This is a genomic window from Thermaerobacter sp. FW80, assembly GCF_004634385.1.
Lineage (GTDB): Bacteria > Bacillota > Sulfobacillia > Thermaerobacterales > Thermaerobacteraceae > Thermaerobacter > Thermaerobacter composti.
Map to the genome: position 1 here is coordinate 642,185 of NZ_CP037895.1, position 13,802 is coordinate 655,986.

Here is a 13,802-nt window from a genome sequence, read left to right on the forward strand (position 1 = left end):
GACGGCGCGGCCTGAGGCCCCCGGCCTGCCGGCGCTCCCGCGGCCTGGGGGGTCGGCCGTGGCGCCTGGGCGGGCACCGGGCGCGCCTCTCGCGCCTGCGCTGCACCCACGCGACCCGCTCGTGCCGGCACCGCGCTCACCGCCCCCCGCCGCGGGGCTCGTCCACCCGCAGCACGGCCATGAAGGCCTCTTGCGGGATCTCCACCCGGCCCACCTGCTTCATCCGCTTCTTGCCCTCTTTCTGCTTCTCCAGCAGCTTGCGCTTGCGGGTGACGTCGCCGCCGTAGCACTTGGCCAGCACGTTCTTCTTCAGGGCGCGGATGGTCTCGCGGGCGATGACCCGCGACCCCACCGCCGCCTGGATCGGCACGTCGAAGAGCTGGCGCGGGATCAGCTCCTTCAGCCGCTCCACCAGGGCGCGGCCGCGGGCGTAGGCCTTGTCCCGGTGGACGATGACCGACAGGGCGTCCACCGGCTCCCCCGCCACCAGGACGTCGAGGCGCACCAGGTCCGACTCGCGATAGCCCTCCAGCTGGTAGTCCAGGGTGGCGTAGCCCTTGGACCGCGACTTCAGCTGGTCGAAGAAGTCGTACATGATCTCGGCCAGGGGGAGGCGGTACTCCAGCCGCACGCGGCGCGGATCCAGGTATTCCATGGTGACGAACTCGCCGCGCCGCTCCTGGCAGAGCTCCATCAGCGCGCCCACGTGCTCCTTGGGCGTGAAGATCGACGCCCGGACGAAGGGCTCCAGCAGCGCTTCGATGCGGTCGCGCGGGGGCAGGTCGGCGGGGTTCTGGATCTCCCGCTCGCTGCCGTCCCGCAGCCGCACGCGATAGACCACGCTGGGCGCGGTGGTGATCAGGTCCAGGTCGTACTCCCGCTCCAGGCGTTCCTGGACGATCTCCATGTGCAGCAGGCCCAGGAAGCCGCAGCGGAAGCCGAACCCCAGCGCCTCGGAGGTCTCCGGCTCGAACACCAGCGCGGCGTCGTTCAGGCGCAGCTTCTCCAGCGCCTCCCGCAGCCGCTCGTAGTCGCCCGGGTCGACGGGGTAGAGCCCCGTGAACACCATCGGCTTGGCCGGCTGATAGCCCGGGAGCGGCTCCCGGGCAGGGCGGTCGACCAGGGTGATGGTGTCGCCCACCCGGCAGTCCCGCACGTTCTTGATGCCGGCGGCGACGAAGCCCACCTCCCCGGCGGCCAGCTCGTCCACCGGGACCAGGAAGGGGCGGAAGGTGCCCAGCTGGTCGACCTCGAACTCGGCGCCCGAGGCCATCAGCCGGATCCGGTCGCCCGGCCGCACCCGCCCGTCCCGCACCCGCACGTAGGCGATGACGCCGCGGTAGGCATCGTAGTGGCTGTCGAACACCAGCGCCCGCAGCGGCGCCTCGGGGTCGCCGGAGGGCGGCGGGATCCGCCGCACGACGGCCTCCAGGAGGTCGTCCACGCCGGTGCCCTCCTTGGCGGACACCAGTAGCACCTCCGCCGGGTCGAACCCCAGGTCCGCCAGCTGCTGGCGCACCTCGTCGGGCCGGGCGGCGGGCAGGTCGATCTTGTTGATGACGGGGATCAGGGTCAGGTTGGCGTCCAGGGCGAGATACAGGTTGGCCACGGTCTGGGCCTCCACGCCCTGGGTGGCGTCGACCAGCAGGATCGCGCCCTCGCAGGCGGCCAGGGCGCGGGAGACCTCGTAGCTGAAGTCCACGTGGCCGGGGGTGTCGATCAGGTGCAGCATGTACTCCTGGCCATCGGCCGCGCGGTAGAACATGCGCACCGCCTGGGCCTTGATGGTGATGCCCCGCTCCCGTTCCAGGTCCATCATGTCCAGCACCTGGTCGCGCCGCTCGCGGTCGCCGATGGTGCCGGTGGACTCCAGCAGGCGGTCGGCCAGGGTGGACTTGCCGTGGTCGATGTGGGCGATGATGCAGAAGTTGCGGATGCGGGCCTGGTGGCCCCGTGCTCGCTGGTCACTCATCCGTCGGCGGACCTCGCGATCGCGACCGTCAATCGGGCGGGATGCCCAACGCCTGCGCGATGGCGGACCACAGCGCCTCGTCGGGCACGGCCCCGTCCAGGGCGACCCGGTCGTTGATCACCGTCTTCGGCACGGCCCAGACCTGGTACTGACGCGCCAGCTGCGGGAAGGAGCTGGCCTCCACGGCCTCCGCCACCACCCGCGGGCTGGCCAGGGCGAGTTGCATCGCGGAGCGCACGGCCCGCGGGCAGTGGGGTCACGTCGGGGTGAAGAACACCCGCAGGTGGACGGTTTCCCCGGCCTCCTCCAGCCGCGCCAACCGGCGGGGGTCCAGGGGACCGGTGGGCGTGGGGGACGCCTCCCCCTCCTCGGGGCCGGCACCGTCCGGCCGCGAACCGGCCGCGGCCCCGGCATCGCCGGGATGTGCCGCCGGGGGTCGCGGGGCCGTGGCTTCCGCGCCGGCGCCGGCCCGGCCGGCGTCGGCGCCCGCTTCCGGCGTCGAGGCAGGGCGTCCCGCCTCGACCAGCGCCTCCAGGAGGCTGGCGAACTCGTAGCCCAGCGGCGCCCCGACGAAGCGCACCCGGCCCGCGGCCCGCCCATGGATCACCAGGGTGGGCGTCCGCTCCACCCCCAGTTCCCGCCCCCGCTCGGCCTCCCGGTCGAGGTCGCGCACCGTGAGGCGAAGGTGGGGGCTGAGCGCGCAGACCTCCTCGAGGAGCTGGACCGTCTCCTCGCACCGCGGGCACTCCCGGCCCGGGATGATCAGGCGGGTGTCGCGGACGAAGAGCTCGACCTCCACCGGCGCCGTCACGCCCTGGAGCTGCTGGGCGACGGCCTGCCGCTGGGACTCCGTCAGGATCGCCACGGACCCATCGCCTCCCTGCCGCGGCGGTTCCCGGTCGCCCGGCCGGGAACCGCCGCTACCGTTGAGCATAGCGGCGCGGGCCCGCGGCCACAAGCCTCGCCCCCGGGGCCCGGCGGCTTGACGCCGGGCGGGCCTTGGAGGTGGACGCCGCGCGGGAGCGGGACGGGGCGTCGCGCCCTACCCCGGCGGCTTGACGCCGGGTGGGCACTGGAAGGGCCGGTCGGCCTGGGGGACCCTGCCGGCCTCGATCACCGCCGCGAGGGCCTCGCCGAACATCCGCGCGCTGCGCTCGGCCTCCGCGGGCGTGTTCCCGTAGCCGCCGATCTCGACCAGCACCGCCCCGGGCCGCACATGCTGGTTGTAGCGGTTCTCCGAGACCAGCACGCCCTTGACCAACCCCGGATGGCGCCGCTCGAGCTCGGCCACCAGCCACTGCACGAAGCAGTAGTTCTTGTGCCACTGGGGATGCTCGAGCCGCCGGTCGGTGCCCACCACGAACAGGATGCTGGCCGCCGGCTGGCCCCCGACCCGCGTCAGGGTGGCGTCCCGTCCCACCCCGTCGCGGTGGATGTCCAGCACCACGTCCACCGTCGGGTACGCGTCCAGGAGGCCGGGCCGGTCCCCGTCGCCGACCAAGGCTGCCAGGGACCGCTGATAGTTGCCGATGCGCGTCACCCGCTCCCCGTCCCGGTCGAAGACCTGGCGCAGGTGGACGGTGCCGATGCCGCGTTCCTCCAGCACCTGCTGCACCACCGTCCCCACGCCGACCACGCTGGCCCCGGGGTCGCTGGTGAAGGCCTCCACCGCCGGGTCGAACCCCGTCCCCGCCGGCACCGCGCCCACGTAGGCCTCGCTGGTGTGGGTGTGGTAGATCAACACCCGCGGCCGGTCGCCCGCGACGGCCACCTCGCCGTCGTCCGCCGCCTCGGGGCGGAAGCGGGGCAGCCCACCGGCCAGGACGTCCGGCGGAGCCAGCCGCCCCACCACCGGCCCTCCCTCCTCCTCGAAGATCTCCAGGGGATGGGCCCCGGGGAACTGGCTGGCGACCAGGGTCACCGGCTCGTCCAGGCGAACGCCGGCGATCCTCTCCGTCAGCAGGTCGGCCAGGCGTCGCCCCAGGGGGCCGGTGGCGGAGCCGCGGCCGCCGGCCGGGGATCCCGCCGCCCCGTCCGACGCGCCCTGGGCCCCGGGTGGGGGGACGGGGCCGAACCGGGCCACATCGCGTCGAGGACCGCCCGCCAGCCCCAGAGCCGCTCCGCCAGGGCCTGCCAGAGGTCGGGCTGCGCCTCGGCACCGCCGTCGCCCCCGGGACCCCTCGCGTCGGATCGCGAGGCCGGGTCGGAGGCCTCACCGGCAGCGGTCTGCCCCCCGCCCGCGGCGGGGGCGAAGCCGGCGCCTGCCGCGGGCGCGCCCTCGCCTCCGGGTCCCGCGGCCGGGCCGGGGTCGCGGCTGCCGCCGGCCCCGGCGCCCTCCCCGCTCCCGTCCCCGGTGCCGCGGCGGTCGGCGGACGCCTCCCCGGCCGGGGACCGAGGGGGCGCTGCGGGGCCGGTCTCGCCGGCGGTGGCGGGGAACCGCGGGCTCAGGGCGGGCACGGCGGGTTCGTCCGCCCCCTGGCGCGCCGCGGAGGAGGCGGCGCCGAAAGACGGGGCGGCACCCGCCACCGGTGCGCCGCCCGCTGCCGGCACCCCCGGCCCCCCGACCGGGGAGCGATCCCACGGCAGCCCCCCGCCCAGGCCGGCCAGGAAGAGGAAGACGGCGACGACCACCCCGGCGTACGCAGCCACGGCGGGCCACGGGTCGGGGGCTGCCTTGCCCGCGGGCGCCGGCCCGGCGGGGGCCGGGCCGGTGCCCGCGGGGCCTGCGGCGTCGGCGGGTACGGCGGCCTGCTCGCCCGGGCCCTCTTCGGAGCCGAGGCCGCCGGGCCCCAGCGGCGGGGCGCCGGCCATCGCCTGCAGGCGGCCCGCGTCGCCCCTTGGCGCCGTCGGCGCCCTCCGGGCGAGGCTTCGGCCGCCGTCGTCGGCGGTCCCGACGGCGCGCCGTCGGGACCGCCCGGCGGGAAGGGTGGCGGCCCCCGCCGTCGAGCCCTCGGGCCCACCGGCGCCCGGACCGGCCTGCACCCCATCGCCACGCCCCAACGGCCCAGCCGGTGCCGGCCGGCCGCAGGCGGGCGGGCCGACCGCCCCTCCCCGGCCGCGCCGCTGCCCATGGTCGCCCGCCGGCGCCGCCGCGGGCTCACCGGGGAACCCGCCGCGCCCCCGGTCCCCTCCCGCGCCGGGCGATGCCGCGTGCTCGCTCCCGCTGCCCGCGAGGCGGCCCTCGGCAGGGCCTCCCCCGCCTTGGTCGCCGGAGCGCCCCGGATGCCCCGGCCACCGCGGGGGGTGGCCGGGGCTCCGAGCGCGCCCGGGGCGTGGGCACCGACGGCAGGCGATGGCCCAGTGGCCCGCGGCCCCACCCGGGAGGCCGGCGCGGTCGGCGCCGCAGCCGGCGGCGCGGCCAGCCCCCCGCCCGTCGCCTCGCTCGCCGCCCGGGACGCCGCACCGTCCCCGGGCGCCAGGACGGCGTGGGATGCCTTCGGCGGAGCCGCTCCGCCCATCCCGGCGGGGGACCGTTCGTCGCCTGCCGCCCCGATCGATGCATCCCCGTCGCCCGGGGCCGGTTCGTCCGGGGTCTCGGGTCGCGATGCACCGGGCGTCGGGTCGGCGGCGGGCCGCGGTCGTCGCTGGGGCGCGGTGCCGGCCGCGGGCGCCGGCACCGCAGGGGAGGGGCGCGCCGGACCGCCCGTAGGCGTCGTCTCGGGACGCGGCGCACCGGCCGACGGGGGCTGGCTTGCCGGAGGGCGATGCGCGGGCATGGCTGTCCCCCCATTCGCCTCCGCTTGCACACCTATGCGCCGGTGGACGGGGTCATGCCGGGGCGGCGGTGAAGGGAGCCGGGCCGCGGAGGCGCGAGGGCCGGGCATGGCCCAGCGTGGCGGGAATGGGTGGCGCCTGGGCGCGGCGGAGTTCGGGCCCAGCAGGCGAGCCGGAGGGGGCCGGGCGGCCCTGGGCCTCGTACGCGGGCCTCGGCCGATGGGTCCGCTGGCGGGTTCGGCGACGGGAGCCTCGGGCGAGGCAACCGAACGGCAAGGGTCGCTGCGGGGGCGGCGCGATCGAGTCCCCGCCTTCCCTCGCCTCGGCTTTCGCAGTGCACCGTCTGGTACGAAGAAGGGGGCTCGTGCTCGACTGGGACGCGACGTGGCCGGCATCTCCGATCCTGATGGCCAGCCCCGGCGGCCGCCGTCGGGCCGCCGTCGCCGGCAGGGGCCCGGAGACGGAGAACGCCCGTGGACGGGCCGGACGTCCTGCAGCCCGGCAGGCGCTCCCCGAGGAAGCGGGAAGCCGGCACCGACTCCCGGACGGGTAAGACCGGCGCGGCCGATCCGCGAGGATCGGCTGCCCGCAACCGACAGGGATCGGCTCCCGGCCATCGACGACGCGGTCTCAGGTCACGGACACGCCAGCGCCGCGGCCCGCAAGCGCGGGGCCGGCGGCGATCCTATCGCAGCTCCGTCGGGACGAAGGCGTCGATGATGCCGATGATCAACGAGGCCAACAAGGCACCCAGGATGGAGACGCTCATCCCGGGGACGATGAACTGCACGGCGTAGATCACCACCGCGGCCGTGAGGAAGCCCACCAGCCCGCGGGCCTGGGGAGAGATGTTGCGGCCGAGCAGCGCCTCGATGAGCCATCCGATGGCGGCGATCGCGACCGCGGCCAGCAGCGCGTTGACGAAGCCCATGATCCGGAAGCCGGGCACGAGGAAGCCCACCAGCAAGAGCACGATGGCGGAGACGATGAACCGGATGATCGCCCCTATCACCACGCGGGTCACTCCTTCCAGTCGCTCGCCTGCCTCGCCAGCTGTAGGCTAACCTCGGGTCGCGGCCGCTATTCCGGGGTTCCGCGGCTGCCATTCCGGGGTTCGCCCCTCGGTGGCCCCCGTGGCCGGCTCGCCCTCGGCGGACCCCACGGCCGCCGCACCCGCGGCCCCCGAACCGCGGTCGCCGAACCCGCGGTCTCCCGGCCGCCGGAGGCATGGATCCTGGCACCCCTGGCGAAGGGGGCGCATCCGTGCCGGTGCGCCCCATCCCCGCCCGAACCCCATGCTCTGGATGCCCATGGGGCGATGCGCCGGGCGCAGCAGCGGCGGCTATCCGGAGGCTAGTCCCCCCGGGGTGCGGCGGGCGGGGGTGGGCCAGGAGTCCTCGCCGGGGGCCTCGACGGCGGGACGTTTCGGCAGGTGAGGGGCGAGGCAAGGAGAAGAGGCCTCCCTTGGCCTTGCTCCACCCGGCCCCGTGGCGTAACATGAGAGTCTGGCACGGAGGTGAAGACGGTGCCCAACACCCGTTCGGCGCGCAAGCGCGTCCGGCAGGCGGAGCGGAACCGCCTGCGCAACAAGATGTACAAGACCCGCATCAAGACCGCGATCCGCCGCCTGGAGGAGGCGCTCACCGGCGGCGACCCGACCGCCATCCAGGAGGCGTTGCGCCGCGCCGTGAGCGCCATCGACCGGGCCGCCGTGCGGGGCGCCATCCACCGCAACACCGCGGCGCGGAAGAAGTCGCGCCTGATGCAGCGGCTGAAGAAGCTGGGGGTCGTCGCCTGAGGTCGCCCACCGGGTCGACGACGGCGGCGGCCGTGGCCATCCCCGACGCCCGCAGCCGGCACGGTCCGTTCGGAGCCGCTTCGCCAGGAAGCGGCTTTTGCTTTGCTGCGGGTGCTTGCTGCGGGTGCTTTGCTGCGGGGGCTTGGCCCGGGTGCTCTGCGCGGGCCGATGCCGGATGCCGCCGATGCCCCTCCCGGACCACGACGCCGCAGCGGCTTCCCTCGGTCCCGCCACCCCCACGCCGCCCATCTCCACGGGGGATGGCGGTTGGCCACCACCGGAGCCTCCCCGCGCAGCTCCGGGAGGGCTGAGAACAGCTAGCGCGTTTCTTATCGTTTCTCGCCCAACGTCATCAAATCTTGGCATCACCTCCCCTCCTCGGCCGGCTTGTTGTCTCAGAACAGATGTTCTGATACGCTGTCCTTGGATGATTTTGGGGGGCTTCCCCATGCGTGTGTTGCAGGCGTACCGCTTCGCCCTCGACCCCACGCCCCGCCAGCAGCGGGCGCTGGCCTCCCACGTGGGCGCCCGCCGCTTTGCCTTCAACTGGGGGCTCGCCCTGGTGAAGGAGCGCCTGGAAGCCCGTGCCCGGGGCGAGGATGTGGAGGTGCCGTGGACGCTTCCGGACTTGCGTCGGGAGTGGAACCGGCAAAAGCACCTCATCGCCCCCTGGTGGCGGGAGAACTCGAAGGAAGCCTACTCCTCCGGCCTGAACGGGCTGGCCCGGGCGCTTCAGAACTGGTCAAAAAGTCACAAGGGGCAACGCAAGGGCCGCCGGGTGGGGTTCCCCCGGTTCCGGAAGAAGGGCCGAGGGAGGGAATCGGTGCGGTTCACCACCGGCGCGATCCGGGTGGACGACAAGAGCCACGTCGTCCTGCCCCGGATTGGGCGGGTGAAGACCCACGAGCCGACCACGGCCCTGCTCCGGCGCATCCAGACAGGGACGGCCCGCATCCTATCCGCCACGGTTACCCGGGAAGGGGGCCGCTGGTTCGTCAGCTTTACCTGCGAGGTGGAGCGGCAGACGGGCCGCCCCCGGTTCCCCTGGAGGGTCGTCGGCGTCGATGCGGGCGTCAAGCACCTGGCGGTGCTCTCCACCGGTGAGGTCTGCCCCAATCCCCGAGCGCTGGAGAAGAACCTGAAACAACTGGCCCGGTGGAACCGCGCCCTGGCCCGCCGGCAGAAGGGCAGGCGGGGGTGGCAAAAGGCCCGCCGCCGGCTGGCCCGGCTCCATGGGCGGGTCCGGAACATCCGCCAGGACGCGCTTCACAAGCTGACGCACCACCTAGCGAGCACCTATGGCGTGGTGGTCGTCGAACAACTGAACGCGGCGGGCATGCTGAAGAACCGGCGGCTTGCCCGGGCGCTGGCCGATGCGGCCCTGGCGGAGATCCGCCGCCAGCTCAGGTATAAGTGTCCCTGGCACGGCGCGGTCCTAGTCGAAGCACCGCCCTTCTATCCCAGCAGCAAACGTTGTTCCCGGTGCGGCGCGGTCAAGCCGTCGCTGCCGCTTTCACAGCGTGTTTTCCGCTGTGAGGAATGCGGGCTCGTGCTCGACCGGGACGAAAACGCGGCCCGAAATCTCGCGACGCTGGTTGCCGCCGTCGCCGGGAGTGGCCCGGAGACGTTAAACGCCCGTGGACGGGACGGAAGACCTGCCCTCCGGCAGGCGGTCCCGGAGGAAGCGGGAAGCCGGCGCCGGCTCATCGCTGGGTAAGACCGGCACCGTCGATCCGTGAGGATCGACTGCCTGAAACAGATGACGATATTTCAGGTAACGGTTCAGCTCCGGGGCATCGCCACGCCGTGGGTCGAGCCGGCCCCGCTCAGCCGCCACACCAGCCGCTCCAGGCCGATGCGGGCGGGCCACCGCCCCTGCTTGATCCCGACGTCCGTCTCCAGCACCGCCTCCAGGGCCGCCAGCGCCCATTCGGGGGACACCGCCTGGGCCTGGCGCCAGGCCTTGCGAGCGACGAAGGGATGCAGCCGCAGCGCCTGCTGCAAGCGGTGGACGTCGCCCCCCTCGGCCCGCAGGCCGCAGGCGTAGGCGAGGATGCGGTACTGGCGGGCGATCAGGCCGAGGAGCCGCAGGGGTGGCTCGTCGGCGTCCAGCAGGCGGCCCAGCAGCTCCATGGCCTGGCGTCGACGACCGGCCAGGATCGCGTCGATCAGCTCGAACACGCCGGCGGTGGCGACGGCGACGCCGACGGCCCGGAGGTCGGCGGCGGTGATGCGCCGGCGCTCCCCGACGTAGGTCGCCACCTTGGCGATCTCGCGCGCCAGCCGCTGCAGGTCGGGCTCCCCGGATTCCAACAGCCAGGCCACGGCCTCGGGCTCCAGCTCCTTCCCCCATGCTGCGGCCTGCTCCGCCAGCCAGCTCGCCAGGGCCTCATCCCGCAGGGGCTCGCAGGCCACCGCCCAGCCCCGTTGGCGCAGGAGGCGGACCGCCGCCCGGCGCCCGTCCACGTCCCCCGGATGGCAGATCACCAGCACGGTCGTGGCCGCCGGGTCCTCGAGATAGGCGATCAGCGCCGCCTCCTCCGGATCGGCCGCCCCCCGGCCATCGCCTCCGGTCGCGCGCCGGCGGCCGGCATCCGCCGTCCCCGAGGCCGTGGATGTCACGGAGCGGTCGGCACCCTCCGCGGTCCCGGACGCGGAGGCGGCGGAAGCCGGGGACCGTCGGTCGGCGGTGGCGGGCTGGCGCGGAGCACCGCGACCCTCGGCGCGATGGAACGTCCCCCTCTCGGCGCCGGGGGCCCGGGGCGCCAGCCAGGCGGCGTCGCGGACCACGACCAGCCGGCGCTCCGCCAGCAGCGGGACGGTGCGCGCCTGTTCCACCGCCTCCTCCACGCCCACCGTGCGCCCGTCCACCTGGACGAAGTTCAAGAGGTCATCGGGGGGCAGCAGCGCGTCGCGCACGGCCTTGACGATGGTGTCGTGCCAGTAGGTCTCGCCCCCGTGGAGCAGGTACACCGGTTCGATGCTTCCGCGGCGGATCGCCTCCACGGCCGCAGCAGCCGGCTTGGACTCCACCCTCTTCGCCCTCCCCGAGTCGCGGTCGCGGTCCTTCCCTCCAACGCGGACGCCGGACGGCCGGTCGACACGACCACCGGGTTGCGACGCCCAGCAGCATCCTATCCGATCCGGGTCCGCGCCGGTCGGCCCGGTCCGCCCCATGGGCGCCCGGTCTCCCGCCCGCCCCGTCGGCACCCGGTCCCAAGTCCGCCCAGGAAGGGCGGCGGGCCGGAGGAGGACACGACGACCCCGGCCCCCCGCCGGGGCGATGCCTGCCCCCGCGCCGACGGCTCCGCACCCCTGGACCGCCCCCGCCGGCGCCGCGCCCCACCCGCTCCCCCCGGGCTTCCCGGACCTCGGCCTGGCGGGTCCGCTACCGGGGCCGGGCGGCCCCATCCAGTCCTGCGAGGGAGCCGGGGACCATCGCCCGCACCACCAGCTGCGGCCCCGGGCCCGCCCGGATCGCCACCGCCCCGGCGCGGTCCGTGCGCACCACGGGGATGCCCGCGCGTCGCAGGCGGGCCAGCGTCTCCACGTGCGGCAGCCCGTACGGATTCGGTCCCACCGACACCACGGCGATGCGCGGCCGCACGGCCGCCAGGAAGGCCGCGGTGGTGGCGCCCCGGGACCCGTGGTGGGACACCTTGAGCACCTCGGCAGCCAGGTCGGTTCCCCGCGCCAGCAGCGCCTCCTCACCGGCCTGCTCGAGGTCGCCCATGAGCAGCAGCCGGGGGCCGCCGCACCCCACCCGCAGGACCAGGGACCAGTCGTTCTCCTTCCCCCAACCGGTGGCATCGGCCGTGGTCGGACCCGGGGGCCGCGCCCCCGCCCCGGCGTCGGGCGCCGCGCCGCGCGGCTCCCCTGCGGCCGGGTCGGGATGGAGCACGTCCACCCGGCAACCCGGGGCCGGATGCCACGCCCAACCCGCCTCCGGCCGCTGGATCGGGACGCCCCGCTGCCGCGCCAGGTCGACCAGGGCTCGATCCAAGGGGACACCGGGCAGGCCGCCCAGCCACATCGCGCCGGTGCCGAGCCGCTCCATCACGGCGCCCGCACCGCCGGCGTGGTCGCGATCGGCATGGGTGACCACCAGGAGATCCGGCCCCCGCCCCAACAGCCGCCGCACCACCGGGACGGTGGTCCCCTCGCCGACGGCGTCGGGGATCGACGGCGGTGACCCGGGCCAGTATCGCGTGGCCCCGGCGACGAGGGCCCGCCCGCCGGCGTCCACCAGGGCGCTGCGCCCCGTGGGAAACCGCAGGAGGATGGCATCGCCCTGACCGACGTCAAGGAACCATGCCACCCACGTCCCCGGCGCCGGCGGTCGCAAGGAGAGCGCCGAGCACGCCAGGGCGGCGACGACGGCCACCCCGGCCGGCGCCAGCCCCCGAGCCCGGGGCAGGCGGCGCGGGCGCAGACGCCGGGCATAGCGGGGACGCGCGTCCCCCACCTGGACCAACACCCACAGGGCGCCGACGGCCAACCATCCCGCCGCGGCAGGCGCCAGCTGGGCCGAGGCGGCGGGCAGCGCCCCCGCGGCCATGGCCACCCGCACCATCGCCGTCAAGCTGGCCGTCGCCGGCCACCCGAGGAGGCCGGCCAGGGTGGCCACGCGGCCCTCCCACCCGGGGGACACGGGCAAGGCGGCGAGGACCGCCCCGGCCGTTGCGGCGACCGCCGCCGCCCCCAATCCCAGGGCAGAAAGCGGGATCACCAGTAGGTTGGCAACGAGGGCCGAAAGGGGCAGGCGGCCGAACAGCGCCACCTGGACGGGCAGGACCGCCACCTGGGCGGCCAGGGTGACGGCCAGCGCGTCGCCGGCCCAGCCGACGAGGCGCAGGGGCTGCCGCTCCCCTCCCCGCCGGCCCAGCCATCGATGCCACCGCCCGCGCCATGCCCGCTGCAGGGGGCCTCCCAGCACCAGCAGGCCGGCCGTCGCGGCGAAGGACAGCTGGAAGCCGGGGTCGAGCAGCACCAGGGGCCGCCACGCCGCCTGGAGGAAGCCGGCCCAGACCAGCATCTCCACCGGGGCCACGGCGCGGCCGGCACCGCGAGCCGCCTCCGCCAGCAGATAGGTCGCCGTGGCGCGCAACACCGAGGGCGGCCCCCCGGTCAGGCCGGCGTAGAGGACGACGAGGAGGGCGGCCGCGAGACGGCGCCGGCCGGGCAGCCACCGGGCCCTCGTGGTCAGCCACGTGGCCAGCGCAGCGGCCATGGCCACGTGCTGGCCGGATACCGCCAGCGCATGGATCAGCCCCGTCGAGGCCAGGGCCTCCCGCGCCGTGGCCGACAGGCCCTGGCGCTCGTCCAGGAGCAGGGCGGCGGCGACGCCCCGGGGACCGGGGGGCAGGGTCACCGCCAGGCCGTCGAGCAGGAAGCCGCGCAACCTGGCGAGGGCTGCGTCGACCACCGTGCCGAGCCGCACCCACCTGCCGACGCCGTCCGGTGCGCCCGCCAGCCCGGCCGCGCCCTCGGGGGTCAGCGGCCGCCACCGGGTCACGTCCAGCTCGTAGGCGAACCCGCTGCGCAGGCCGGCGGCCCGCTCGTCGTAGCCCCCCGGGTTCGTGGCCGGACGCAGGCGGCGCAGCTGTCCCCAGACCTCGACGACCTGACCGGCCCCCGGCGACGGGGGGCCGGCCCGCGAGCCTGGCTGGGATCGGCCGTCCGCGGCGTGAGCCGCGGGGCCGGCACCGGCCCGCCGCCCGGCGGCCCAATCGACCCGCAGCCGCGTGCTCACGGACACCCCCTCGATGGCGGTGACGGTCAGCACCTCGGGGTGTCCGAGGCGGCCGGTCACCCGGATCGCACGGCCCTCCCAGGGAACGGGCCGCCATGCGGCGAGGGCCCACGTCTCGGCCGCCAGCCACCCGCACGCCGCGGCCAGGCCGACCAAGCCCGCACCGGACCCGGCCATCCCGAGAAGGCGACCGAACCCGGCCACCGCCCGGGGCACCGGTGGCACCCGAGTCCAGGGGGCACGCCGCCGCGGGCGATCGTCGCCCGCGCGACCCGTCGCCACCCGCGGTGCCGCCGCGCGACCCGTCGCCACCCCCCACGCCGCTCGCGCCGCCACCAGGGCCAGACCCACGCCGAGCGCCTCCGCCACCGTCCGCAGCGGCGATGGGCTCCCGGGGGGCGGCCCGGCGTGATAGAGGGGCCAGCGCAGCAACGCCCAGAGGCCGATCGCCGCCCCGTAGGCCATGGCCCACGCGGGCCCGACCGCCATGCCGCTCACCCCCCGCGGCCCGGGACGCCCGGCTGCGGGCCCGGGCGGGGCGGCGGTCCGCACCGCCGCCCGATCCG

The 13,802-nt window shown here is 75.9% G+C and carries 9 protein-coding genes; 2 read left to right on the plus strand and 7 right to left on the minus strand.

The genetic code is table 11. From position 1 onward, the window contains the following. Window positions 1-136: 136 nt before the first annotated feature. From lepA to E1B22_RS02650, 5 genes are all read right to left on the minus strand, one after another. On the minus strand, window positions 137-1,972 hold the full coding sequence (gene lepA / locus E1B22_RS02635) for a translation elongation factor 4 (protein WP_135224447.1): 1,836 nt from the start codon (window positions 1,970-1,972) through the stop codon (window positions 137-139). Window positions 1,973-2,000: 28 nt separating this feature from the next. Then, window positions 2,001-2,837, minus strand: a complete 837-nt coding sequence (locus E1B22_RS02640) for a thioredoxin family protein (protein WP_135224448.1) — start codon at window positions 2,835-2,837, stop codon at window positions 2,001-2,003. A gap of 177 nt (window positions 2,838-3,014) precedes the next feature. Then, a complete protein-coding gene (spoIIP, locus tag E1B22_RS02645; RefSeq protein ID WP_371413492.1) occupies window positions 3,015-3,893 on the minus strand; it encodes a stage II sporulation protein P in 879 nt (292 codons plus the stop codon). Window positions 3,894-3,928: 35 nt separating this feature from the next. Then, a complete protein-coding gene (locus tag E1B22_RS13825) occupies window positions 3,929-4,783 on the minus strand; it encodes a hypothetical protein (RefSeq protein ID WP_305791210.1) in 855 nt (284 codons plus the stop codon). A gap of 1,588 nt (window positions 4,784-6,371) precedes the next feature. After that, complete coding sequence (locus tag E1B22_RS02650) at window positions 6,372-6,701, minus strand: phage holin family protein (RefSeq protein ID WP_135224450.1); 330 nt, start codon at window positions 6,699-6,701, stop codon at window positions 6,372-6,374. 510 nt (window positions 6,702-7,211) lie between these two features. Between E1B22_RS02650 and rpsT the strand changes: the two genes are divergently transcribed. Both rpsT and tnpB read left to right on the plus strand, forming a co-directional pair. Then, complete coding sequence (gene rpsT, locus E1B22_RS02655) at window positions 7,212-7,484, plus strand: 30S ribosomal protein S20 (protein WP_135224451.1); 273 nt, start codon at window positions 7,212-7,214, stop codon at window positions 7,482-7,484. Window positions 7,485-7,932: 448 nt separating this feature from the next. Next, window positions 7,933-9,201 (plus strand): IS607 family element RNA-guided endonuclease TnpB, encoded by a 1,269-nt coding sequence (gene tnpB / locus E1B22_RS02660; RefSeq protein ID WP_135224452.1) that lies wholly within the window; start codon window positions 7,933-7,935, stop codon window positions 9,199-9,201. A 65-nt stretch (window positions 9,202-9,266) separates the two neighbouring features. On the opposite strand, the gene holA is transcribed toward tnpB, so the two are convergent. After that, window positions 9,267-10,517 (minus strand): DNA polymerase III subunit delta, encoded by a 1,251-nt coding sequence (gene holA, locus E1B22_RS02665; protein ID WP_135224453.1) that lies wholly within the window; start codon window positions 10,515-10,517, stop codon window positions 9,267-9,269. A gap of 355 nt (window positions 10,518-10,872) precedes the next feature. Continuing rightward, a complete protein-coding gene (locus E1B22_RS02670) occupies window positions 10,873-13,725 on the minus strand; it encodes a ComEC/Rec2 family competence protein (RefSeq protein ID WP_135224454.1) in 2,853 nt (950 codons plus the stop codon). Between the last annotated feature and the right edge of the window lie 77 nt (window positions 13,726-13,802).